At 59.8% G+C, this 23,444-nt stretch carries 29 protein-coding genes and 1 pseudogene; 13 read left to right on the top strand and 17 right to left on the bottom strand.

The window, feature by feature from the left end; genetic code table 11:
* Positions 1 to 54 precede the first annotated feature (54 nt).
* From D5125_00735 to D5125_00705, 7 genes are all read left to right on the top strand, one after another.
* Positions 55 to 666, top strand: a complete 612-nt coding sequence (locus tag D5125_00735) for a carbonic anhydrase (protein ID QFY88123.1) — start codon at positions 55 to 57, stop codon at positions 664 to 666.
* Positions 667 to 778: 112 nt separating this feature from the next.
* Positions 779 to 1,978, top strand: coding sequence for an amidohydrolase (locus D5125_00730; protein ID QFY88122.1), 1,200 nt, complete (start codon positions 779 to 781; stop codon positions 1,976 to 1,978).
* A gap of 93 nt (positions 1,979 to 2,071) precedes the next feature.
* Entirely contained in the window at positions 2,072 to 3,325 is a 1,254-nt protein-coding gene (locus tag D5125_00725; GenBank protein ID QFY88121.1) for an aspartate aminotransferase family protein, read from the top strand.
* A gap of 3 nt (positions 3,326 to 3,328) precedes the next feature.
* Complete coding sequence (locus D5125_00720) at positions 3,329 to 4,582, top strand: aminopeptidase P family protein (protein QFY88120.1); 1,254 nt, start codon at positions 3,329 to 3,331, stop codon at positions 4,580 to 4,582.
* 3 nt (positions 4,583 to 4,585) lie between these two features.
* Complete coding sequence (locus D5125_00715; protein QFY88119.1) at positions 4,586 to 5,959, top strand: NAD-dependent succinate-semialdehyde dehydrogenase; 1,374 nt, start codon at positions 4,586 to 4,588, stop codon at positions 5,957 to 5,959.
* Positions 5,960 to 6,024: 65 nt separating this feature from the next.
* A complete protein-coding gene (locus D5125_00710; GenBank protein QFY91018.1) occupies positions 6,025 to 6,501 on the top strand; it encodes a discoidin domain-containing protein in 477 nt (158 codons plus the stop codon).
* 47 nt (positions 6,502 to 6,548) lie between these two features.
* Positions 6,549 to 7,091, top strand: a complete 543-nt coding sequence (locus D5125_00705; protein ID QFY88118.1) for a DUF2058 domain-containing protein — start codon at positions 6,549 to 6,551, stop codon at positions 7,089 to 7,091.
* A gap of 3 nt (positions 7,092 to 7,094) precedes the next feature.
* On the opposite strand, the gene D5125_00700 is transcribed toward D5125_00705, so the two are convergent.
* From D5125_00700 to ccsA, 4 genes are all read right to left on the bottom strand, one after another.
* Complete coding sequence (locus D5125_00700) at positions 7,095 to 7,961, bottom strand: oxidoreductase (GenBank protein ID QFY88117.1); 867 nt, start codon at positions 7,959 to 7,961, stop codon at positions 7,095 to 7,097.
* A gap of 94 nt (positions 7,962 to 8,055) precedes the next feature.
* On the bottom strand, positions 8,056 to 8,535 hold the full coding sequence (gene ccmE, locus D5125_00695) for a cytochrome c maturation protein CcmE (protein ID QFY88116.1): 480 nt from the start codon (positions 8,533 to 8,535) through the stop codon (positions 8,056 to 8,058).
* Positions 8,532 to 8,708 (bottom strand): heme exporter protein CcmD, encoded by a 177-nt coding sequence (gene ccmD / locus D5125_00690; protein ID QFY88115.1) that lies wholly within the window; start codon positions 8,706 to 8,708, stop codon positions 8,532 to 8,534. Before ccmD ends, ccmE begins: the two co-directional genes overlap by 4 nt.
* Positions 8,701 to 9,462: a cytochrome c biogenesis protein CcsA gene (gene ccsA / locus D5125_00685; protein ID QFY88114.1), complete on the bottom strand. Its 762-nt coding sequence runs from the start codon at positions 9,460 to 9,462 to the stop codon at positions 8,701 to 8,703. The genes ccmD and ccsA overlap by 8 nt, the downstream gene beginning before the upstream one ends.
* 89 nt (positions 9,463 to 9,551) lie before the next feature.
* Between ccsA and D5125_17240 the strand changes: the two genes are divergently transcribed.
* Positions 9,552 to 9,737, top strand: a complete 186-nt coding sequence (locus tag D5125_17240) for a hypothetical protein (protein QPB72187.1) — start codon at positions 9,552 to 9,554, stop codon at positions 9,735 to 9,737.
* Between the two features lie 292 nt (positions 9,738 to 10,029).
* Here the strand turns inward: D5125_17240 and D5125_00680 are convergent, their stop codons facing one another.
* Complete coding sequence (locus tag D5125_00680; protein ID QFY91017.1) at positions 10,030 to 10,677, bottom strand: hypothetical protein; 648 nt, start codon at positions 10,675 to 10,677, stop codon at positions 10,030 to 10,032.
* Positions 10,678 to 10,835: 158 nt separating this feature from the next.
* On the opposite strand from D5125_00680, the gene D5125_00675 reads away from it, so the two are divergent.
* The 4 genes and pseudogenes from D5125_00675 to D5125_00665 all read left to right on the top strand — a co-directional run bounded on the left by D5125_00675 (position 10,836) and on the right by D5125_00665 (position 12,385).
* The gene (locus D5125_00675) at positions 10,836 to 11,177 is read left to right on the top strand and encodes a cupin domain-containing protein (GenBank protein QFY88113.1); all 342 of its coding nucleotides are present in this window, start codon (positions 10,836 to 10,838) and stop codon (positions 11,175 to 11,177) included.
* Between the two features lie 70 nt (positions 11,178 to 11,247).
* Entirely contained in the window at positions 11,248 to 11,652 is a 405-nt protein-coding gene (locus D5125_00670) for a hypothetical protein (protein ID QFY88112.1), read from the top strand.
* 147 nt (positions 11,653 to 11,799) lie between these two features.
* Positions 11,800 to 12,015 carry a hypothetical protein gene (locus tag D5125_17235; GenBank protein QPB72264.1) on the top strand — a complete coding sequence of 72 codons (216 nt, stop codon included), beginning with the start codon at positions 11,800 to 11,802 and terminating at the stop codon, positions 12,013 to 12,015.
* Positions 11,978 to 12,385, top strand: a pseudogene (locus D5125_00665) (cell filamentation protein Fic). The gene D5125_17235 and the pseudogene D5125_00665 overlap by 38 nt, the downstream one beginning before the upstream one ends.
* 122 nt (positions 12,386 to 12,507) lie before the next feature.
* Here the strand turns inward: D5125_00665 and D5125_00660 are convergent.
* From D5125_00660 to D5125_00605, 12 genes are all read right to left on the bottom strand, one after another.
* Positions 12,508 to 12,768: a DUF2442 domain-containing protein gene (locus D5125_00660; GenBank protein ID QFY88111.1), complete on the bottom strand. Its 261-nt coding sequence runs from the start codon at positions 12,766 to 12,768 to the stop codon at positions 12,508 to 12,510.
* Positions 12,769 to 12,783: 15 nt separating this feature from the next.
* Positions 12,784 to 12,960, bottom strand: coding sequence for a hypothetical protein (locus tag D5125_17230; protein ID QPB72186.1), 177 nt, complete (start codon positions 12,958 to 12,960; stop codon positions 12,784 to 12,786).
* A complete protein-coding gene (locus tag D5125_00655; protein QFY88110.1) occupies positions 12,957 to 13,559 on the bottom strand; it encodes a zeta toxin family protein in 603 nt (200 codons plus the stop codon). Before D5125_00655 ends, D5125_17230 begins: the two co-directional genes overlap by 4 nt.
* A 65-nt stretch (positions 13,560 to 13,624) precedes the next feature.
* Complete coding sequence (locus D5125_00650; protein QPB72185.1) at positions 13,625 to 13,828, bottom strand: hypothetical protein; 204 nt, start codon at positions 13,826 to 13,828, stop codon at positions 13,625 to 13,627.
* 158 nt (positions 13,829 to 13,986) lie between these two features.
* On the bottom strand, positions 13,987 to 14,289 hold the full coding sequence (locus D5125_00645; protein ID QFY88109.1) for a BrnA antitoxin family protein: 303 nt from the start codon (positions 14,287 to 14,289) through the stop codon (positions 13,987 to 13,989).
* On the bottom strand, positions 14,273 to 14,542 hold the full coding sequence (locus D5125_00640) for a BrnT family toxin (GenBank protein QFY88108.1): 270 nt from the start codon (positions 14,540 to 14,542) through the stop codon (positions 14,273 to 14,275). The genes D5125_00645 and D5125_00640 overlap by 17 nt, the downstream gene beginning before the upstream one ends.
* A 378-nt stretch (positions 14,543 to 14,920) precedes the next feature.
* Positions 14,921 to 16,525, bottom strand: a complete 1,605-nt coding sequence (locus D5125_00635) for a type I restriction-modification system subunit M (protein ID QFY88107.1) — start codon at positions 16,523 to 16,525, stop codon at positions 14,921 to 14,923.
* Between the two features lie 3 nt (positions 16,526 to 16,528).
* Positions 16,529 to 16,756, bottom strand: a complete 228-nt coding sequence (locus tag D5125_00630) for a type II toxin-antitoxin system VapC family toxin (protein ID QFY88106.1) — start codon at positions 16,754 to 16,756, stop codon at positions 16,529 to 16,531.
* Positions 16,757 to 16,763: 7 nt separating this feature from the next.
* A complete protein-coding gene (locus D5125_00625; protein ID QFY88105.2) occupies positions 16,764 to 17,600 on the bottom strand; it encodes a restriction endonuclease subunit S in 837 nt (278 codons plus the stop codon).
* Positions 17,601 to 18,084: 484 nt separating this feature from the next.
* Positions 18,085 to 18,522 (bottom strand): transposase, encoded by a 438-nt coding sequence (locus D5125_00615; GenBank protein ID QFY88103.1) that lies wholly within the window; start codon positions 18,520 to 18,522, stop codon positions 18,085 to 18,087.
* A 118-nt stretch (positions 18,523 to 18,640) separates the two neighbouring features.
* The gene (locus D5125_00610) at positions 18,641 to 20,809 is read right to left on the bottom strand and encodes a hypothetical protein (protein ID QFY88102.1); all 2,169 of its coding nucleotides are present in this window, start codon (positions 20,807 to 20,809) and stop codon (positions 18,641 to 18,643) included.
* 535 nt (positions 20,810 to 21,344) lie between these two features.
* On the bottom strand, positions 21,345 to 21,875 hold the full coding sequence (locus D5125_00605) for a C40 family peptidase (protein QFY88101.1): 531 nt from the start codon (positions 21,873 to 21,875) through the stop codon (positions 21,345 to 21,347).
* Positions 21,876 to 21,950: 75 nt separating this feature from the next.
* Here D5125_00605 and D5125_00600 point away from each other — a divergent pair, with 75 nt between their 5' ends.
* Positions 21,951 to 23,237 carry a spore maturation protein gene (locus tag D5125_00600; protein ID QFY88100.1) on the top strand — a complete coding sequence of 429 codons (1,287 nt, stop codon included), beginning with the start codon at positions 21,951 to 21,953 and terminating at the stop codon, positions 23,235 to 23,237.
* The last annotated feature ends 207 nt before the right edge of the window (positions 23,238 to 23,444 follow it).

Raw genomic sequence — 23,444 nt, 5'->3', positions numbered from 1 at the left:
GACACGGCTTTGGTGGAGAATGCCTCCCATTGATTCCATCACGAGGCAGATTCAATGACGGCAGAAGAGGCACTGAGCCGCTTGCAGCAGGGCAATGAGCGTTTTGTCTCTGGCCTGCGCAGCATAGAGACCATGCTCAGCCACACCAAGCGGGCGGAGTTTATCCAGGGACAGAAGCCCTTTGCCATTGTGCTGGGTTGCTCTGATTCACGGGTGCCGGCGGAGATCGTGTTCGATCAGGGCCTGGGCGACCTGTTCGTGATTCGGGTGGCCGGCAATATCGTTGCCCCCTCGCAGATAGGCAGCGTGGAGTTTGCCGCCTCCAAGTTCAATACCCGTCTGGTGGTGGTGATGGGGCACACGGATTGCGGCGCGGTGTGCGCCACCCTGGAGGAGATGCAACGGCCCCAGGAGCAGCAATCGCTGAACATCAAGGCCATTGTCGATCGCATCCGGCCCGCACTGGAGCCGTTTCGGCATACCGAACTCTGGTCCAGGCCCGATGAGTTGACCCGGCAGGCCTCCAGGGCCAATGTTCGCGCCTCGGTCAATCAGCTGCGCCATAGCTCGGAACTGCTGGAGCGGCTGATCGAGCAGGAAGGCCTGGCGGTGGTGGGCGCGGAATATGACCTGGACAGCGGCAAGGTGGAGTTTTTCGATGACTAGAGGGCAGAAGACAGAGAATGGGGTTTTGCGTCCCTGCGCGGTGCCGAGATCAACCGGCGCAAAGCGCCCTAAACCCGCTGTCCCCTGTCTTTTGTCTTCTGTCGTCTGAAGCATGACCTGGTCTGAGACAGTCGCGCAGGCGGTGGCCTTGCGCCACTGGTGGCATCGGCATCCCGAGCTGAGCTGGCAGGAGGAGAAGACCGCCGGGCGTATTCGCCAGACCCTGAGCCAGTGGCAGATCCCTTGGCGTGCCTGTGCCGGGCAGGGCACTGTGGCGCGGCTGGCGGCGGATGCCCAGGGCGAACACCTTGCCCTGCGCGCCGATATGGATGCCCTGCCGATCCAAGAGACCGCCGGGCTGGAGTACCGTTCCGCAGAGCCAGGAAGGATGCATGCCTGTGGTCACGATGGCCACATGGCCGCCCTGATCGGCGCGGCGATCTGGCTCAAACGGCACGAGGGGCAGCTGCCTGGGCCGGTGAGCCTGTTGTTTCAACCGGCCGAGGAGGGCGGTCACGGTGCCCGGGAGATGATCCGTGACGCGGCCCTTGAGGGGGTGGATTGCATCTTCGGTTGGCACAATTGGCCGGCCCTGGGCTTGGGTCAGGCACTCTGCCCGGATGGGCCGGTGATGTCCGGCAACGGCAGCTTTCATATCGATGTCCTGGGCCGGGGCGGCCATGCCTCCCAGCCCGAGGCAACCCGAGACCCCCTGCTGGCCGCTGCCGCCATTACCTTGAATCTGCAACAGATTGTCAGTCGTCGCCTGCCGCCGCAGGCGGCCGCCGTGGTCAGCGTGGCCTCTCTGGTAGCGCAGGGCGCGGTCACCGTGATCCCCGATCGCGCCCGCCTGGAGGGCAGCATCCGCCTGGGCGCGCCGCAGTGGCGTGGGCCGATCAACGAACTCATCGTGCAGATCGCCCAGGATACCGCTGCCGCCTACGGGGTGCGGGCCGAGGTGGAGACACGCTCTCGCTATGAGGCCACCATCAACCATCCAAACGCGGCGCAGCGTTATCGCCAGGCCCTGCAGGAGGAATTCGGACCCAACTGCCAGGACAGCGACCTGCTGCTGCCGCTGATGGCCTCGGAGGATTTCAGCTACTATCTGAATGAGATTCCCGGTGCCTTTGCCCTGATCGGCATGGCCGAGCCCGCAGCCGGGGCCGAAGGCGGGGGAACCTGCTATCAGACCCCCTGTCACAGCCCGGACTACCGCTTCAATGACCGTATCATCGAACCTGTGATGCGCCTGTTCTGTCGGCTGGTTGGGCTGGGGACAGGGGACGGAGGACAGAGGACAGAGGGTTGAGGGCGCTTTGCGCCGATTGATCTAATGCCGCGCAGCGACATAAAACCCTGACTTCTGTCCCTTTGAGTATTTACCACAACCGAGGAGGAATGCATGGATTGGTTTGCCACCCATGAATCAGAAATCCGCGCCTACAGCCGCGTCTATCCGGCCGTGTTCGTCAAGGGCGACAACGCCCGTCAGACCGATGAGCAGGGCAAGGAATACATCGACTTCTACGCCGGGGCCGGGGTGCTCAACTTCGGCCACAACAATCCCAGGCTGATCCAGCCGGTGATCCAATACCTGCAATCCGGCGGTGTCTTGCATAGCCTGGACATGATGACCCCGGCCAAGCGCGAGTTCATCAAGGCCTTTGTCGAGACCATACTCAAACCGCGCCAGATGGACTACAAGCTACAGTTCATGGGGCCAACCGGCACCAATGCGGTGGAGGCGGCGCTGAAACTGGCGCGCAAGGTCACCGGCCGCAGCGAGGTGGTGGCCTTTACCCAGGGTTTTCATGGCATGACCCTGGGGGCCCTGGCCTGCACCGCCAACAGCTATTTCCGTGATGCCGCCGGCACCCCCTTGCCGCATGTCACCCGCTGGCCCTTCGAGACCCATGCCGGTGGCGGGCTGGACAGCCTGAACGGCCTGCGTGCACTGTATGAAAACAGCTCCGGCGGTATGCAGCGGCCGGCCGCCTTCATCCTGGAGACCCTGCAGGCCGAGGGCGGCGTCAACCTGGCCAGCCCGGCCTGGCTACAGGCCCTGCAGCAACTGGCGCGGGACCTGGGCGCGCTGATCATCGTCGATGATATCCAGTCCGGCTGTGGCCGCACCGGCAGCTATTTCAGCTTTGAGGGCAGCGGACTGGAGCCGGACATCATCACCCTGGCCAAGGGCATAGGTGGCATAGGCACGCCGATGGCGATGAACCTGGTCAAGCCCGAGCACGATGCCCATTGGCAGCCGGGCGAGCACACCGGCACCTTCCGAGGGCAGAATATCTCCTTCATCGCCGGGCGCGAGGCCCTGCGTTATTTCGAGGACGACGACCTGCTGGCCGAGACCCGCCGCAAGGGGGCGATCATGGCCGAACACCTGGCCGGTATCGCCCAGCGCTATGCCGCGCAGGGCTTTTGCGCCCGCGGCAAGGGCATGATGCAGGCGCTGGATACCGGTGATGGCAGCCTGACCAAGGCCATTGCCCGCGACTGCTTCGAGCACGGCATGTTGTTCGGCCCCTGTGGCATCGGCGGTGCCGTGATCAAGCTTCTGCCGCCACTGACCATAGCCGATGCCGAGCTGCATCGGGGGCTGGATATCCTCGGCCAGGCAATCGATCGTCAGATGGGGGGCTAGGCCATGCGTGAACGCGATGATATGACCTTTCCCTTCAGCGAATACCAGCGGCGCATCAGTGAGCTGCGCGAGCGCATGAGGGAGCGCCTGTTGGATGCGGTGATCATCTCGGATGCCGAGAACATCATGTATCTGACCGACTACCAGACCACCGGTTATTCCTTCTTTCAGGCCCTGGTCGTGCCCCTGGAGGGCGAGCCCTGGATGGTGACGCGCACGCTGGAGGAGTCCAACGTCCATGCCCGCACCTGGGTGGAGCTGACCCGGCCCTATCCCGATACCGGCGATGCCATACAGATGCTGGTGACCTCCCTGGTGGAGTTTGGCCTGGCCGGTCAAATCATCGGCTATGAGCGCAATTCCTACTACTTCACCGCCTATCATCAGGACTATTTCCATACATCCTTCACCAAGAGCCGGATCATGGACTGCTTCGGCATTGTCGAAGAGGGCCGCGTGATCAAGTCCGCCGTGGAGTTGGAGGTCATGCACAAGGCCGCCCTGGCCACCAAGGCGGGGATGCAGGCGGGGATAGCGGCGGTGCGGCCAGGGGTGACGGAGAACGAGATCGGCGGTGCCATCAGCCAGGCCATGTTTGCCGCCGGTGGCGAGACCCCGGCGGTGATGCCCTACGTCACCTCCGGGCCGCGCAGCATGATCGGCCATGCCACCTGGGAGGGGCGGGTGGTGCAGCCCGGCGAGCATGTGTTTCTGGAGGTGGGCGGCTGTTTCCGCCGCTACCACACGGCGATGATGCGCACCGTGGTCTGCGGTGAGCTGAGTGAGAGCATGTTCAAGGCCCAGGAGTTGATGAAGAAGGCCCTGGCCACGGCCCACCGCGAGTTCCGCCCCGGCCTGACCGTATCCGATGCCGACAAAATGATGCGTAACATCATCAGCAAGAACGATGTCGGGGCGCGCCTGATCACCCGCTCCGGCTATTCCATCGGCATCGCCTTTCCGCCGGCCTGGGACGAGGGCTATATCATGAGCCTGTTCCAGGGCAGCTCGGCCATCCTGCGCCCCGGTATGACCTTCCACGTCATCCCCTGGATGTGGGGCATAGACGGCGATAAGTCCTGCGGTATCTCGGATACCTTCTATATCACCGAAGACGGCTGCGGCTCCTTCTTCGAGGACGTACCCCAGGACTTCACCCTGGTGTCGGCCAGCGCCGAAGAGGGCAAGGCAGCGAAGGCGAAAAAGCCCAAGGGCGACAAGCCTGAATCCAGCAAGAAGAAGAAAGAGGAGGACTGAGCCATGTTCATCGCTACCAACCCCACCACCGGCGAGGAGATCCACCGCTACCCCCTGGACGATGCCGAAACCCTGGAGGCCCGTCTGCAGGAGGCGGCGGCGGGTTTTATCCGCTGGCGCAAGACATCCTTTGAAGAGCGTGCCGCCCTGCTCAAGCGGGTGGCGCAGCTGATGCGTGATGATCAGGAACGCCTGGCCCGGCTGATGACCCTGGAGATGGGCAAGCCCATCGTCGAGGCCCGAGGCGAGGTGCAGAAGGCGGCCTGGTGCGCCGAGCACTATGCCGAACAGGGGGCCGGGTATCTGGCCCCGCTGGAGCTGGCATCGGATGCCAAACACAGCTATGTGCAGTATCTTCCGCTGGGCACGGTGCTGGGCATACTGCCCTGGAATGCCCCCTTCTGGCTGGCCTTCCGCTTCTGCGCCCCGGCCATCATGGCCGGCAACAGCTGCCTGATGAAGCATGACCCCCATGTACCGGCCTGCGCCGAGGCCATTGCCGAGCTGTTCACCCAGGCCGGAGCCCCCTGGCTGCTGCAAAACCTGCGCCTGGACAAGGAGCAGACCGCTACCGTGATCCAGGATGATCGGGTGCGCGCCGTCTCCCTCACCGGCTCCAGTGGGGCGGGCAGCCAGGTGGCCGCGCTGGCGGCGCGGCAGATCAAGCCATCGGTACTGGAGCTGGGTGGTTCCGACCCCAGCCTGGTGCTGGCCGATGCCGATCTGGACAAGGCCGCCGAGGTGCTGGCCCTGTCGCGCATCATCAATGCAGGTCAATCCTGCATCGCCGCCAAGCGCATCATCGTTGAAGAATCCGTCTATCAGCCCTTTGTCGAACGGCTACAGGCACGCCTGGCCGACTTGAAGATGGGTGACCCGGCCGAGGAATCGACCCAGGTCGGCCCTATTGCCCGGGACGATCTGCGTCAGGCCTTGCATCGTCAGGTCAGTAACAGCATTCAACAGGGTGCCCGCTGCCTGCTTGGCGGCGAACTGCCCACAGGCCCCGGTTATTTCTATCCGGTCACCCTGCTGACCCAGGTCACCCCGGCAATGCAGGTCAGTTGCGAGGAAACCTTCGGCCCCATCGCCGTGGTGATGTCGGCCAGCTCGGCGGCCCAGGCCCTGGCCATGGCCAACGACACCCCCTACGGCCTGGCCGCCTCCATCTGGAGCGCCGATGTGGCCAGCGCCGAGGCCATGGCGCGGGACATAGAGGCAGGCCAGGTCAGCATCAACGGCATCGTCAAGACCGACCCCCGCCTGCCCAGCGGCGGCATCAAGGGTTCCGGCTACGGCCGTGAACTCGGCCCCCAGGGCATCCTTGAGTTCGTCAACGTGCAGCAGGTCTGGATCGGCCCAGCCCAGGCGGGTTGAGCGAGGTCGAAGTGGCCAGCGGCCAGCAGTCAGCAGTCAGAATACAAGCCAATCGGGAACCCAAGATGCGCAAACGAATCCTTGAACGCACCACGCCAGAGCCCAGGCCGACGGACAACACCAACTGGCTGGACCTGGAGCGCCTGGCCCAGGTGGAGGTCAGCTCGGAAGATGCCGACCATCCCATCGAACAGGCCCTGCTAGGGGGCACAGGCACCGGCTGGCGGGCCGCCGACCCTGGGCCGCAAAGCCTTCGCCTGATCTTCGACCGGCCCCAGCGTATCGGCCTGATCTATCTGCGCTTTGCCGAACAGGGGCACAGGCGTACCCAGGAGTACCAACTGCGCTGGTCGGCAGACCGGGGCAGCTCCTATCAGGAGATCCTGCGCCAGCAATGGAACTTCGACCCGGAAGCTGCCAGCGAAGAGATCGAACGGCACCAGGTCGATCTGCCGGAAGTCAGCGTGCTGGAGCTGAACATCAATCCCGATATCGGCGGCGCACCACGCATCGCCAGCCTGGCCGAGTGGCGCATGGCCTGATCGGCCAGGCCCCATACCACATTCCCTAAACCCATAGCTGACAGCAGATGACAAACCCCTTTCAAGAGCAATTTCTCAAGGCAGGTCTGATCGATGACAAACGCATCAAGCAGGCCAAGAAAGAGAAATATCAGGCACAAAAGCAGGGCAAGCAAAATAGGCCCGATGAACACAAACTCGCCGCCCAACGGGCCAAGGCGGAGCAGGTCGAACGGGATCGGGAGCTGAACCGAAAACGCCAGCAGCAGAGCCAGCAGAAGGCCCTCAACGCCCAGGTCAAGCAGCTGATAGAGCAGTGCCGGTTAAGCCGTGAGGGGGGTGATCTGGCCTACAACTTTACCGACCAGGCCAAGGTCAAGCGCATCTATGTCAACGCGCAACAGCAGGGCCAGCTCAGCCGGGGACGGCTGGCCATAGTCAAGCTGGGCGGACAGTATGAACTGATCCCGGCGGAGGCGGCGCAGCGGGTACGCCAATGGCGTCCCGAGAGCCTGATCCTGCTACTCGACCCCGAGGCCGAGGCCGAACAAACAGCCCAGGAAGACGACCCCTACGCCGAATTCAAGGTGCCGGATGACCTGACCTGGTGAGGCTCAGTTATACAGCAGTTCCGACCAGCGGCCTTCATCCTGCATCTTCTGCTTCAAGCGTTCCCAGTCTTCCTTGGAGCCGGCGCGTTCGGCCAGGGTCTTTTGCAGGGCCTTGTTGGCCTTGTGGGTGCCGGCCAGAAAGACATGGGTGTTGGGCTGGCTTAGCAAGTCCCAGGCCTCTTCCAGGTTATCTTTCAGGGTGTGTTCCAGGGCCTGGGTCTCATCCGCTACATAGTTCTGGGTCACGGCCTGGAAGGCCTTGAAGCTGTCTTCCACATAGTAGTTGGCCAGGTCCTGGTCCACCTGATTCAGGTAGCGCAGGTCGAGGCCGTTACGGTCGCCATAGAACAGGCGCACCTGGCCATCCCAGCCATTTTGATCGGCATAGATTCTCTGTACAAAAGCGCGGAAAGGGGCTATGCCGGTGCCGGTGCCCAGCATGAGCAGGTTGCTGCTGCGGTCCTTGGGCATCTTGAAGACGTTCTTGTACGGCCCGGTGAGGGTGATCTTGTCGCCTGGCTTGGCATCACACAGGTAGTTGGAGGCCACGCCGGGGTATTGTTCGCCGGATACCTCATCGATATAGAAGCAGCGGCGCACTATGATCTGGATATCGACGTCCTCATCGGTGGCCTGGTCGCGGGCATTGGCAATGGAGTAGTAGCGGTGATGCTGGTAGTTGCCGAACTCCGAGTTGGCATCGATCAGCACGCCTATGGTCTGGCCTTCCTGGTAGCGAAAGGCCGAGTCACTGATGCGCAGGTCGATAACACGAACCTCGTCGGTGTCTTCAGGTGAGATACGTTTACTGCCCAGCAGGCTTGCTTCACAGGCGATGTTCCAGGCGTCTTTGGATGCGTCTAGATTCATGGGTTCTCCAGGTATGGATCAAGGGGTAATCTTTGCGGGCATCCGTGCCGGGAGATTGAAGGGTTGTGCCAGTAGGGCCTTGCGCAACAGGCTATCAGTTCTTGCTCAGGGCCTCGGCCTGCTGTTGGGCGGCCAGTTCGGCTACGCCCTTGGCGTGGCCTTTATCGAGGGCGTCTTGGACCTCGGGGGGCATGTAGTTTTCGTCGTGCTTGGCCAGCACCTCCTGGGCGACAAAGACCCCGTCAGACCCCAGCTTGCCCTGGGCAATGACGCCCTGGCCTTCCTTGAACAGGTCCGGGAGTATGCCGGTGTAGGCCACCTGGATCTTCTCGGCACCATCGGAGACGGTGAAGTTCACCTTCAGATCACCCGCGGCGCGCTGTACGCTGCCGTTCTCCACCAGGCCGCCGAGGCGGAATATGCGATCGGCCGGGGCCTGGCCCTCGGCCACCTCGGTGGGGGAGAAGAAGTAGGACAGGTTGCCCTGCATGGCGTTGAGCACCAGGCCGGTGACCGCAGCCAGGCCGACCAGGCCGAGTAGCAGAAACCCGAGACGTTTGTGCCGAGCTTTCATGAAGTTTCCTCTTTATTCAGACGGGAAATACGCGCCAGCCGCCGCAGTATCTGCCGACGGCGACTGCGCAATACAAGGGGCTCGGCGACCATCAGCAGGGCCGTGGCGCCAAAGGAACCCCAGACGTAGAGGGCATAACCCCCCATGTCGAGCCATTCGACCAGCTTAGCCATGGAAAGTTTTCACCTCGTTCAATTCCTGTACCCAGGTGCTGTTGCGCTCCCGTTCCAGGATGATGCTGCGCACCCGGCTCATGGCGGTGGCGATGGCATAGGCCCAGAAGCCCAGGGTCATGATCAGCATGGCGTAGAGCATGGTGGCCTCCATCGAGGTGCCGCTGCCGCCCATCTTGATGGTGGCGCCCTGGTGCAGGGTGTTCCACCAGCGTACCGAGAAATAGATGATGGGCACATTGACAATGCCCACCAGCACCAGAATGGCCCCGGCGCGGTCGGAGCGGCGCGGGTCGTCGATGGCCGATTGCAGGGCCATGAAGCCGACGTAGAGGAAGAACAGGATCAGCGAGGAGGTCAGGCGCGCATCCCAGACCCACCAGGCGCCCCACATGGGCTTGCCCCAGAAGGCGCCGGTCCATAGCGAGAGGAAGGCGAACAGGGCACCGGTGGGTGCCAGGGCGGTGGCCATCATGGACGACAGGCGGGTGTTGAACACCAGGCCGATACCGGACCAGAAGGCCATGACCACATAGATGAACATGGACATCCAGGCGGCGGGCACATGCACGAAGATGATGCGATAGCCCTCGCCCTGCTTGTAGTCGGTGGGGGCGACGAAGAAGCTCATATAGAGGCCGACCGCGATCAGCGCCACAGCGATCCAGCTGAACAGGGGCACCATCTTGCCCGCCAGGGGGTAAAAGGTGGCGGGGGAGGAGAACTTGAACCAATTGATGAAGCGCGTTTGCATGGGGTGGGTGTCTCAAACAATCAGTCGGCAAGACTACCAAAGAAGCCGCTGGCTGTCAGCCGCAGGCTTCTGCAAAAGAAACAAAGCGAATGTCCTCTTTTACGCTGGCCGCCAAAAATGTGCAAATTAACCGGCCGGCGGTCGAAGCGGGGTTGGCGGTTCTTTTGGCTCAAGGCCATTCGGCGCGGTTGTTGGGAGCATTACCTGACTGTTCCAACCTCTGGTTTTGCCAAAAAGAAATTGATTCTATCCTGTTTTGTATTGCTAATAACTGATGTGGAAACTACCTCAGCCCTTGGCGACCGGTTATTGCCCCTAACCAAAGGGGGTTTAATGGGTAGAGAATTGACCTCCCCCTTTGCAAAGGGGGAATTAGATGCTCTGTCCTTCAGAGATGAGAGTGGGGGAGTAGTTACGGCCAAGAAATGACATTTATCATGTTCTGTTTCACTCGGACCCAGCGCTGTGCGCTGTGTCCGTTGGGCCGGACATTCTGAGTAGCACAGCGCCGGTTTGGTGAACAAGGGCTAAGCAGCCAGTAAATGTCTTAAGTTGACGACATTGGGGCTATTCCACCACCGGATAGCAGGCATCTCCCCAGAGTTGTCCGGGGTTATCCATCATCACCGAGATCATGGCCGGCACCAGTTGCTGCAAGAGATTGGCGCCATCGCGTACCTGGTTGCGGTTGACCTGGCTATTCCAGGTGGCACCGCCGTGGATCAGTTGGTTGCGCAGGGTATAGAGCCGCGTCATGACGATCATCAGCACCTTCGCCGTATCACTGTTGCCCAGGGCGCGCAGGGCAGCGGCCTTGCTGGTGGCAAAGGCGGCTTGCCAGTCACCCATTGACTTGCCGTTGTGGTGGTCCCAAAAGGGCTGGAACACATAGTGATTATCGATCAGAGCCCGCACCGAGCTGGGAAAGGCCTGCCAGAGACAGTTGTGCAGCAGCTTGTGTTGATCCCGTTGAATCAGCAGTTCAATGAAGTGATCAAACCGGCCTTTCTCGCTGAGCATGCCCGGTTCATGCAATTCATTGGCATAGGCCGCGTTGAAGGCAATCCAGAGAAAGATAAAGCGCGCATCCTTGTCCTCACTTTCTTGTTCGGCACGATACAACCAACTCAAGGCCCGGTGGGTGCGCAGCGCTAGGGCAGGGGGATAAGCCTCGCGCTCCTCACGGTGGCGCTGTTTCAGGGTGGCGTGGTCCAGTGTCATCTGTGGTTCCTCAAGTTAATCCTTACGCTCATTGGACAGCCTAACCAACGCTATGGTCAAGCCTGTTGGGTGCCTTCTTGACATGGAGTATGCTCTGGTAGAGGCCAGCCTTGCACATCATCTCCCTTTGATCACCAGAATAAAACGCACGCATGAACAATCGGCACAAAGGCAATATCTTTCAATGGCCCCCCGATGCCAGCCAAGCGGAGCAGTTTGAGATGCTCTTGAGCAGGCCCCATTGCCGGATTGAGCGCATTCTCTCGCAGGGGCAGTGCTCTGCCGAGGGGTTTTGGTACGATCAGGCGGAGGATGAGTGGGTGCTGTTACTCAAGGGACAAGCACGGCTGGAGTTCGCCGAGCCCTTTGCAGATGGCGAGTCTCTGCTGGAGTTGGCTGAAGGCGATTACCTGTTGATCCCCGCCCACTGCCGGCATCGAGTGGCCTGGACCGATCCGGGACAGCCGACGTATTGGCTGGCATTCTTTGTCTGATGATGCGCAAATGATGGCGGTATAACAACCGATCCATAAACCAATTTAATAGGCTTGCACGGGGGTAGTAATGGCTAATATGCTGTTTTTACTAATTCTTCTTGTTGTCACCCAAGCGCAGGCAACTGACACCTTACATTGCTACAGCATCAAGGACGCTGATGCGAAAAACAATTGCCTGGCGCGCAAAAGGGGCGAGAGCCTGCCCTGTTACGCCATCAAAGACCCTGATCAAAAGAACAGCTGCTTAGCCGCCGTGAGAAAGGAAGACCTCAATTGCTACGCCATCAAGGATCAAGATGCCAAACGCCTCTGTCTGGGGAGCCTCAAGCAAGACAGCATGCCCTGTTATGCCATTCGCAATCCGGACCAAAAGCAGCTCTGCCTCGCACGAGTCAGGGGTGATCGATTGCCTTGCTACGCCATCAAAGATGCCGACCTCAAGGCACAATGCCTTTCGGACAGGGCCAAGTAGCGCGAAGTTGGCGCGCCTGTATTGTCATTCGGGTGGTCTCTCAACCAGTCGAGTGGCATCAGGTTTTTTTAGCGCCCTTGGAGAAACGACACCACCTGTCCACCCACCTCGGCACAATGGCCGCTCCACTCACAGAGGAGCAGCCCCATGCCATCCATCAAAGCCATCATCCTGATCAGCGCACTGCTGCCACTGAGCGCCTGTCAGACAAGCCCTAGCCGGGATCAATGGCAGCCGCTGAAAAAGGCCGCTCATTTCGAACAGGCCCACGCGGAATGTGAACTGCGCGCTATGGGCGTGCAGCAAGGCTATTACGCCAGCGGTACCTCTGGCCCAGATGCCGGTGGAAAGCCTTGTATTTGAGCATCAGGCCGACTACTACCAGGCCATTGAGCAAAGCACCCAGCAGACCGATTCTGCCCCCTTCATCGCCTTCATGTTGCAGATGATTTGGGACACCTTGAGTAACCATGCCCCCCAAGTTACCCCTCAAGCCACCCCCCAAGTTGCTCAGCTATTGGCGCTGTTGCAGACCAAAATGACCGACATGGACCGCGAAAGCCTGCAAGCCGCGCTGGGTCTGACCGATCGCAAATCCTTCCGCGAGCGTTATCTGAAACCGGCCCTGGCCGATGGTCTGATCGAAATGAGCCTGCCCGACAAGCCCAATAGCCCGTTGCAGAAATATCGCCTGACTGAGCGGGGGCGTGAGTGGGTGCTCTTGTCAGGCTAGTAGCCTTGGCAGGTCGCGCAGCAAGCTGCCCTCCCACCACGCTGCCACAGGCCTGCCTAGCCGATTGGCTGAGCTTTATGGGTAATCAGGTGTCCTTTTGCTCGATCACCCTATTTCTGATCCTATGCGCTCATCGGCATCCCGCAGGTCTCCCCGCAGGTCTCATGGATACGCGCCGGCGAAAGCTCCAGGCCGTTGGGCCAGGCCAGGGTGCCGGCATCAATGAACAGGTGCCCAAAATAGGCTTCGTCCCGCAAGTCATCCAGCAACGGTCCCTGCCGCTTGAGCAACGCTTGGCCATCGAAATGACCTTGAGCGCCGTCGGAAAAGGTCAGCTCCACTTGGAAATCGCCCAGGTAACGGGCCTGGATCAGCTTGATCATCGGCTCAAGGCTCAGTCACGGGGTAACATCCGGCGCATCCTCCCCTTGAACCAGCGGCTTGCCCTCCTGCCAGGTCACCGCGTAATGGCCCAGGCGCCGTTTTTTCTCCAGCGCCTTGCTGACCGCTTGGCGCAGAGCCTCCAACTGCCGCTGGGCTTCTGGGGAGGGGGTGGTTTTGTGCTTGGTGTTCATTTTCCATCGGCCTCCTCGATAAGCCGCTGATAATGGCTGCCATGCACGATTTCGCGCTTGCTGCCGCATTGTTCAAAGATAAGGATAGGACTAGCGCCATCGTTCATGAAACAGATGCAGCTATCTACCTGGTGACTGAAATCATAGAGCAAGTGGCACAAGCTGCGGGGAAACCGCCGTTCGATAGCCGCCTCAGGGATGTTGTGGCCACCGTGGGCGACCCGTTCGGCGACGCGCAGCTTGGACATCTCGACGCTGGGCAGGGCCAGGTAGATCAGCTCGACCCGCCAGCCATCGGCGCGCAACCGTTCGACCAGTCGCAGGTAGGTACGCCCGGACAGGGTGGTTTCAAAAGCGAAATTCTCACGGGCCGCGATGCGTTCCTCGATTTCGCGCAGAAAAAGGCGGCTGGCCGCCAGCAACTCCCGTTCCGGCGCGAGCGGCGAGAGCCCGGCTGCAATCAGGTCGGCGTTGATGAAATGGGTACAGCCCGCTACTTGGGGCAGGTACTCCAAGGCAAAGGTGGTTTTGCCCGCGCCGTTGGGGCCGGCGATAATCCAGCAGGTGGGTTGTAGTTCACCAGACGCTTGCCCGCTCATGGCTATTTCTCATTGAAGTGCTCAACCTGTCCGCCGCCAGGAAATCGGGTTCAGACCCCAGTTATTCACCCTTGCCGGATGCCTTCATCCACCAACGCCTGCTTCCAGTCCTTTTCCATCACCATCCTGAAACGCATGGGTTCGTCCTGGCCTTCAAGCGCGAGTTGGCCAATGGAGGCCGTCACATCGGCGTAGCGGGTAAACAGCTCGAACAGATTTCGCTTGTATTCGGTATCGTCATTACCTTTGAGGTGGTCGCCCTTGGTCAACCGGGGTACGTCCCCTATTTACGCTCTTACCAGACTGGTGTCATCCAGCCTTGCAAGATCAGTGATGAGCACAAATGACTAGGACTCTCATCATACTTCACTCTTTCGGTGCGGCCTCTTCGGGGGCTGTTTTCCGTTCTTGAGAATCGGGGCAATTGTCACGATCGATGGCTGCGCACGTACTCTTTCAGAGCGTCATTCATCCGGGTTTGCCAGCCCTTGCCTGAGGCGCGAAAGAATTCCGTTACCTCTGGCGAGAGGCGGATGGTCACTCGCTCTTTCACAGAGTCAGCTTTTGGTCGGCCCAGGGTGCGCATCTCTGCCAGTGGGCGCAATTGCGCCAATTGTGCGTCGGATAATTCGTAGGTATCAGAGTCAGCCGCAATGCCTTGCTGAATGACGCGCTGCTCATTCTGATCAGGAATCTCGAATTTCCGGCCGTGCTTATCGGTTATGAACATAGTATCTCGCCTCTCGTGGCGTTGCCTTTCTCAGGCTGATTATGCGGTAGCTATCATCATCCTCGGTGAAGGTCACGCAATAGATGGTCGTGCCAATCGGGGCCAGGCAAGTCAGCCGCAATTCTCCGTAATCCTCACGATCATCTTCGCGACAGACCATCAAATCCCATTCCAACGATACCGCCAGCTGCAACGAAATCCCGTGAGCAGCCAGGTTCAGGCGGTTTTTGTTGGGATCGAAGCGAATTTCCATCAGCCCATTGTATGCACAATAATAGCCCAATCAACCGGTATCTGCTGGGGCTCACCCAGTTTAACGGAACCAAAGTTCATCCCGTGACAAACCCGCCAATTGGGCCAAGTCTGTCAGTACAACATCCAAGGGCGAGCCTTGAACCAGGTGGTAGCTGGGGCAGTCAGGGTAAGCATTGCTGCCGTAAGAGCGTTTAGTCATCCCATCGAGCCACAGTTCCAGTTCCCACTGCGCACCAGGGTCTTGGCCGCTTCCGCATCTAAATCCTCTGACGAAGGATAGCCATACAGAATGCGCATACCGGTGCGCTGGCCACAGTTAGGGCAGTAGTATTTGCGCGGGGCTTGGCTCATTAAGCGAATAACCTTTTGCTCTTTGTTACACCGGCGGCAAACCCAGTTCCTGCAGGTACTGGTTGTGCGTTCTGGCCGCTGCGGCGATGCGTTGCTCAATCTCGCCCAACTGCTTGTGCACCTCGGCCAGGTCGATCTCATCCTCGGCCTCGGCGGTGCTGACGTAGCGGGAGATGTTGAGGTTGTAGTCGTTCTGCTCGATCTCCGCCATGGGGACTCGGCGGGCGTAACGGTCCTCCTCCCTGCGGAATTGGTAGCTGTCAACGATCTTGTCGATGTGCTCCGGCAGCAGGACGTTCTGGCGCTTGCCCTTGTCAAAATGCTCGGCGGCGTTGATGAACAGCACGTCGTCGGGTTTCTTGCACTTTTTCAGCACCAGGATGCAGACCGGGATGCCGGTGGAGAAGAACAGATTGGCGGGCAGGCCGATGACGGTGTCGATATGGCCATCCTTGAGCAATTTGGTGCGGATACGCTGCTCCACGCCACCCCGGAACAGGACACCGTGGGGCAGGATGATGGCCATGGTGCCCTCGTCACTGAGGAAATGAAAACCGTGTAGCAGAAAGGCCGTGTCTGCCATTTTTTTTGGTGCCAGACCGTGGCTCTTGAAGCGGAAATCCTCGCCCAGAGCATCATTGGGCTCCCAGCGGTAGCTGAACGGGGGATTGGCCACCACCGCATCACACTTGAGCTTTTTGGACGGGTTCATCTCGCTGAGCATATCCCAGTCGTTGGTCAGGGTGTCGCCGTGGAAGATCTCAAACTCGTTGTCCTTCATGCCATGCAGCAGCATATTCATGCGGGCCAGGTTGTAGGTGGTGATGTTCTTCTCTTGGCCGTAGATCATGCCGATGCCGTGCGGACCCATCTGCTTGCGCACATTGAGCAGTAGCGAACCTGAACCGCAAGCGAAGTCGAGCACGCTGCTGAGCTTCTTCTTTTTGCCAGTAGCGGGCTCCTGGCTGTCGAGGGTGACGATGCGCGAAAGGATGGTGGACAGGGTCTGCGGGGTGTAGAACTCCCCGGCCTTCTTGCCCGATCCGGCGGCGAACTGGCCAATCAGGTACTCGTAGGCATCGCCGAGGATGTCGCTATCGGTGGAGAACTGGGCGATGCCTTCGGCGATCTTGCTGATGACCGTGCAGAGCTTTTTGTTGCGCTCGGCTGGGGTGCGGCCCAGCTTGTCGGAGTTGAGGTTGATTTCAGAAAACAGGCCCTGAAAGGTGCTGGCGAAGGACTCGTTCTCGATGTGGCTGAAACCCCGCTGCAGAGTCTGCAGCAGGTCCGGGCTTTGGGTGCGGGCCAGCTCATAGATGCTGCGCCAGAGGTAATCGGGCTCGATGGCATAGTGGACCTTGCGCCGCATCTGCCGCTCAAACTCCAGCGCATCCACCGGATTGTCCTCGTACCAGACCGCCAGGGGTGGGCGGCGGTCGTCTGCGGCCAGCTGGGGGTAATCGGCCCCCAGCTGGCGGCGTGCGGCCTGCTCGTAGTTGTCAGAGAGGTAGCGCAGAAACAGAAACGACAGCATGTAGTCGCGGAAGTCGTCAGCGTTCATCGCCCCGCGCAAATCGTCGGCAATGGCCCAGAGGGTCTTGCCCAGTTGATTGAGTTGTTCTTGGGTAATGGATCAGGGCTTCATGTTAACGGTAATTGTTTCAAGTCCCAGGCGAGTAAAATCGCTGGTGTTATGGGTCACGACGATCAGATCATTGACCAGCGCGGTGGCGGCAATAATGGCGTCGGGTGTTTTGGTCTTGAACTGCTGCCGCAATCGAATGGTTTGTTCCACAATCTCTTCGGAAAGGTCGAACAGGCGGGCATGGCTCAAAAAAACCCTGCCCTTGTTGTGAAGGATATTGGTATCAAGTAGTTAGCAGAGCCTCTCCCTCAAATGCAAACCGATCAATTTGGTAGTAGTTTTTTGCGCAGGTATAGAACCGATACGCTCCGCCTTCAACCATAGCATTGGCATCAAGTTTTCCGGTCTTTACGCTTTCAACGACTTCATTAAGTAATTTTCTCTCCCACTCCCCCGCCTCCCGAAACTCGGGAAAGCGCAGGCGGGGGGTGGTTTCGCCCTCGCGGGGGAAGAGTTGCTGCATGAGCCCTTTTTTGTGGGTCTTGAGGGCGTTGACCTTGTCCGCCTGGGCGGTGATCAGCGCATCGAGGGAGGAAAGGCAGTCGGCGATTTTTTGTTGTTCTTGGTGAGCGCTTGGCAATTTGATTAGTATGCCAGAGAACTCCGTTTTATTTATGATTGCCAATGTTGACGATGCTGGAATTGACTTAATCCACGGAGTCAGATTTTCTAGCGAATAATATATAAATTCGCCATTCATACCAGAATGAACAATAACCGAGTTTATTTGTTGATTCGTCGCGCTTTCGCATGTAGTTATAGCAATTTTTCCTATTGAAGCGATGCAAGTGTAAACGACGCTTCCCTTGGGCACCGTCTTAACATCTTTTGTCTTTAATACTTTTCTGGCCGTTGCCAGTTGGTATTTCTGATCTTCTGATATGTCTGTCGGAGTAATAAATGGAACTCCAGAACCCCATAACTCCGCATTTTTTGTGCTTGGAGTTTTACCTGTAACTATCCGGCCAAGCTCGCCTAGAGACTTCTCCGCCCACTCCCCCGCCTCCCGAAACTCAGGAAACCGCAGCTTCGGCACCAGCCCTTTCTTCTCGTCTTTCATCGCCTTACTCATACGCCGCCAACCCCGCCATCTTCCTGCCCCCACTCGTAGGAGCGCCCCATGGGCGCGAAGGTTGTACCTCGAATCTCGATCCATCGCGGGCATGGCCCGCTCCTACTTGCCTCTCGAAACTCCGGAAACCGCAACCTCGGCATCAGCCCCTTTACTTCGCCCTTCATCGCCTTACTCATACGCCGCCAACCCCGCTATCTCCCCGCCCCCACTCGTAGGAGCGCCCCATGGGCGCGAAGGTTGTACCTCGAATCTCGATCCATCGCGGGTATGGCCCGCTCCTACTCGCCTCCCGAAACTCGGGAAAGCGCAGCCTGGGCACCAATGCCTGCTTCTCGTCGTTCATTTCGTCACTCATACGCCGCCAACCCCGAAATATCGCACGAGCCTGATACAGCCTCGTCGGTAGGAGCGCCCCATGGGCGCGAAGGCTATGCCTCGAATCGCGGCCAATCGCGGGCATGGCCCGCTCCTACGGTAACCATATCGCGTTCCAAAACGGATAGTCGCCTACATGCTGCACCAATCCAGCCCGCAATGGATTGGCGATGATGTATCTTGCGGTTGCCAATAGATCCTCCTCCTGCCGCAATGCATGATCATGATATGCCTTATCCCACAGGGGGCCTTCTCGGCCTAGGGCTTTGTTGGCCCGGCGCGCACTGGCGGATTTCAAGCGATTCATGATGCCTTGCAGGTTGTTGTTTTCGCCCAGTTCCAGCAGACCATGAAAATGGTCTGGCATCAGAACCCAGGCTAAAAGTCTCGCGTCAGCTAGCACCGCCCTATCTTCAAACGATTGGGCAGCGGCTCGTGCCGCATTAAAGTGAGCGAACGCAGGTTGACGCCTCAGGGTTGTCGTGGTGACCAAATAGATTTGATTGGGGATGGAAACACGACCTCTGCGCAACGCCGCATGCCCCGGTTTTCCTTTTTGCGTAGGAGCGCCCCATGGGCGCGAGGGCGACGATAATAAATCACGGGCGATATCGCTGGCTTTTTCGCGGGCGTGGCCCGCTCCTACGGGGTTATTCATACGCCGCCAACCCTGAAATCTCCCGTCCACCGGCTTGCTTGATCAGCAGCGGCACCAAGTCTTGCATCAGCGCCAGCTCGGCCTGGCTGCGGGCTTTCCAGCCGAGTTCGAGCGGGGCGAACAGATCGCTCAACTGTTCGCCGTCGAAGATCATGCGGTCGAGGATGGCATCGACAAAGCCCTGCAGGGCCTCGCTTTTCAAGCGGTGGCGTGTGGGCAGTTGCGCCAGTTCATCCTGGGTCTTCTGGGCCTTGAAGACCTGGTAATTGCCGCGGATGTCTTCAATGCCGCCATGCCCCTTGCCGGCCTCCAGGGTGTTGATGTAGGCAATGATCTCGTCGCGCTCGTCCATCAGGTTACTGCTGGAGGCGAGCAGGTTGATGATCTGCTCCCGGCTCAGGGTCTCCTTGCCGGGCTGCTCGTGGCTATAGCGGGCGATGAGGCCCATGATGTAGTCGTAGTCGATCAGCGCCGAGGAGAAGAGAACGAACTCGAATTCCAGTTGCTCGATGACCGGGTTGTCGGGGTCTTTGGTCTTGCCCTGCTCGTTCTTGAGGCGCTGGGCCGTCTCCAGGTACATGCCCTTGAAGCCGCGCAGGCTGTCTTCGGGCAGGCGTTGTTCAATCTGCTGTTGCTGCGCGTCGGTCAGGTCGGTGTATTGGTCGAGATATTTCTTGAGGCGCTGAATTTCCTTGAATCGGTTGATGAACTCGACCCTGGCGGCGGTGCCCTTGAGGTTGTTGACGGCAGCGGGGGTGCAGGGCTGGCCCTGGGCCTGCATGAAGTCTTCCAGTTGCTTGACGGCGGCATCGAGCTTTTCGATGACCTGGGGCGCGGGATCGACCAGCCAGATTTCGCGGGAGCGTTTCGCGTCTTCGCCAGAGAAGAGGGCGATGGCTTGGTCCACGCTTTTCTCTTGGGCGCGAAAGTCGAGGATGTTGCCGTAGGGCTTGGTGTCGTTGAGCACGCGGTTGGTGCGCGAAAAGGCTTGAATCAGGCCGTGGTGCTTGAGGTTCTTGTCCACATAGAGGCTGTTGAGGTACTGGGAGTCGAAGCCGGTGAGCAGCATGTCAACGACGATGCAGAGGTCGATCTTGTTTTTGCGCGGGTAGTCTTTGTTGGGGTATTTCTGGTCCTTGATGCGCTGCTGGATGTCCTGATAGTACAGATCGAACTCGCTGAGCTTGTGGTTGGTGCCGAACTGGGCGTTGTAGTCGCTGATGATTTCCTGCAGGGCCGCTTTCTTTTGCTCCGGCTCCTGCTGGTTGTCGGCCTTCTCCTGGGGCAGGTCTTCCTGGAGCTGCTTGACGTCCCTGTTGCCCTCCGCCGGTGGTGAGAAAACGCAGGCGATATGCAGCGGCAGGTTGTCAGCCTGGCGCTCTGCCTGCACCTGCTTGAACAGGCGGTAGTAGGCAATGGCGTCGTTGATCGAGGCGGTGGCCAGCAGGGCGTTGAAACGGCGATGGTTGGTGGCGGCGTCGTGCTTGGCGAGGATGGCATCGACCACGGCCTGCTGTGATTGTTTTTGCCGCTGAAAGCGCGGAATGTCGCTGAAAACCTGGTCGGTAATTTTTCCGCGGATTTCCGCGTCTTCCGCGGCTGCCTTTTTACCTTCGGGCTTGAAGGTTTGATTGCGGTTGCTGACGATGAACAGCTGCATGAAGCAGAGCAAGCTGTTGCCATAGCCGTTGCCGGGGTCATTACGGTAGTCGATGATCTGCTCCATCGCCTTGCGTGGCGATAGGCCAAGGGTCTTTAGCTCGATCTGCACCAGCGGCAGGCCGTTGAGCAACAAGATGACGTCATAACGGTGGTGGCTGTTTTCGGTGTTGATGTGCAGCTGGTTGATGACCTCAAATGCGTTCTTGCACCAATCCTTGAGGTTGACCAGCTGGAAGTGCAGCGGGGTGCCGTCTTCGCGCTCCATGTAGCCGTATTCGCGTAGGGCCTTGGCGGCCTGAAACACGTCGGCATGGATGATGCCGTCACGCAGGCGGGCGAACTCGGCATCGGTGAGAGTTACGCGGTTGAGGGCCTCGAACTTCTGGCGGAAGTTGGCTTCCAGTGCGGTCTTGTCCCGGATGTCTGGGCGGTAGCTGTATTTGATCTCTTCGAGCTTCTCAATCAGCCGTTTCTCGATCTCGGCTTCATTCAGCGACATCCGGCCATCTCCTTCCTTCATTATTTACGCGGCCTTGCGAATATAACCGCCAGTTATGCCTTAATTATGCCCCAGCGTGACCGGGGCGCAAACGGTTTCTTGCTCAGCGGTGGCGATGGTCCCAGGGGGTTTGGCGGAGGCCGGCCAGAGCCGTTCGGTAAAGCCGGCCTCACCCTTGCCGTGCAGGGTCAGCCAAGCCGAGACAATGGCTGAGCCAGATGGGTAATCAGGTTGCGGTTTGATTTCTCCCGTTATGGGAGCTAGGAGGCTGTCGGATTTAGGATGCTCCTACTGCGCCGGTGGGAAGAACGGCCCAAAATTGTTTTAAACATTGGCCCCGATTTTTCGTTGCGTAGGGAAACTCAGCGCCTCAAAATCGTGAAAATTTGTTCTCGTTCTCCCACCTTGCTCGCTACGGGCACCTAAACCCGACAGGCTCCTAGGACTCGACAAGGCCCCGGGTTCCGTTACATTCCAGCCTTGCCCTCCGAGCGCTGGCTCGGGGTTCCCAGGCGATTCCAAGGCGTGCTCAGGTTCATAGGTAGCTGCCGGCACCGCGAAAACGCTTCTGCCAATAGCTTTTGCGCAGGCTTTCCAGGCGTACCGGGCTGCCGGCCCGTGGGGCATGGATGAAATCACCGCCGCCTAGGTAGATGCCGACGTGGTTGGTGGCGCGGTCGATGCGGAAGAAGATCAGATCCCCCGGCAGCAGGTCGTTCAGGGGTTTGTGCTGGGCCTGGGAGTATTGCTCGGCAGCGGTGCGTGGGGCCTGTACGCCGACATTGCCCAGGCTGTATTGCACCAGCCCGCTGCAATCGAAGCCCTGTTCCGGCCTGCTGCCGCCGAGCCGGTAGGGGACGCCGATCAGGGATAGGGCCTGGCCGATCAGTTCCATGCGCCGACCGTCCATGAGGGAGTGATCCTGCCGGGTTTCGGCCTGGTTGAGCTGCGCTTCTAACGGCTGCCCCTGCTGGCTGAGCCGCTCCGGGGTGGACAGGCAGCCGCCCAGGGATAGGATGCAGCCGAGCAGCAGGATTTTTTGGCCCTGACGGGATACGAACTTCATGTTAAGTGTTATTATTCATCTATAACTAGCTGAATAGCATATATCTTGGTTTGGGATTGTCAAGTTGGAGTGGGCATGAATTACGTCTTTGGCTTCCTCATTTTTAGCGCCTTTATGGTCACCGCCTGGCAACAGCTGGGCTGGCAGCCGAGTGCTGCCGACGCTATCGCGCCCATGCAGGCCCTGACCACGGGGCTGATCGACTCGGCCAAGTCGGCGGTGGAGCTGGTGCTGGGGCTGATCGGGGTGATGAGCTTTTTTCTGGGGCTGATGAAGGTGGTGGAGCGCGGTGGCCTGCTGTTGATCCTGGCACGGCTGATCCGGCCGCTGATGCTGCGCCTGTTCCCCGAGGTGCCGCCGGATCACCCGGCCATGGGGGCCATGATCATGAACTTCTCCGCCAATGCCCTGGGCCTGGGCAATGCCGCCACGCCCTTTGGCATCAAGGCCATGCAGGCGCTGGATCGGCTCAACCCCAACCCTGGGGTGGCGAGCAATTCCATGGCCCTGTTCCTGGCCATCAACACCTCCAGCATCACCCTGTTGCCCACCGGCGTGGTGGCCCTGCGCGCCACCCTGGGCTCGGCGGACCCGGCGGCGATCATGCCCACCACCCTGTTCGCCACTATCTGCTCCACCACGGCGGCGATTCTGGCGGCGCGTTGGTATCAGCGCTTCAGCCCGGTTAGGCCCTTGCCCCCCGAGCAGCAGCCCCAGCGCGAGGACGAGCCCGCCGAAGACGGTTCAGGGGCCGAGGTCGGCAGCTATTCGGTCTGGGCATCCTGGTTGTTTTTGCTCGGCATCCTGGCCCTGATTCCGATCACCATTCTCTATGGCCGCGCCATGTCGCCCTGGGTGGTGCCGGTGCTGACGGTGCTTTTTCTCGGTTTTGGCTTAGTCCGGCGGGTGCCCATCTACGAGGCCTTTGTCGAGGGCGCCAAGGAGGGCTTCGCCCTGGCGGTGAAGATCATCCCCTATCTGGTGGCCATACTCACCGCCATCGGCATGTTTCGCGTCAGCGGTGCCATGGAGTGGCTGGTGGGCCTGCTCGGACCCCTCACGGCCTGGTTCGGCCTGCCCGCCGAGGCCCTGCCCATGGCCCTGTTGCGGCCTCTGTCTGGTTCCGGTGCCTATGGGGTGCTGGTGGGTATCATGCAGGATCCGGCCACCGGCCCGGATACCTACGTTGGCCTGCTGGTCAGCACCCTGCAGGGCTCTACCGAGACCACCTTTTATGTGCTGGCGGTCTATTTTGGCGCGGTACAGGTCAAGCGGGTGCGCCATGCCCTGGCAACGGCCCTGACAGCGGATATGGTGGGCATAGCGGCGGCGGTGTTTATTTGCAGTTGGTTGTTTTTGTGACAGAGGACAGAAGACAGAGGACGGAGGACGGAGGCTGGAGAGGGAGGCGAAGCCTCCCGAGTCCCGAGTCCCGAGTCCCGAGTCCCGAGTCCCGAGTCCCGAGTCCCGAGTCCCGAGTCCCGAGTCCCGAGTCCCGAGTCCCGAGTCCCGAGTCCCGAGTCCCGAGTCCCGAGTCCCGAGTCCCGAGTCCCGAGTCCCGAGTCCCCC

Origin of the sequence: gamma proteobacterium SS-5 (assembly GCA_009497875.2) — a bacterium.
GTDB lineage: Bacteria > Pseudomonadota > Gammaproteobacteria > Chromatiales > Chromatiaceae > Magnetovirga > Magnetovirga frankeli.
This window is presented reverse-complemented; position numbering and strand designations above follow the sequence as displayed.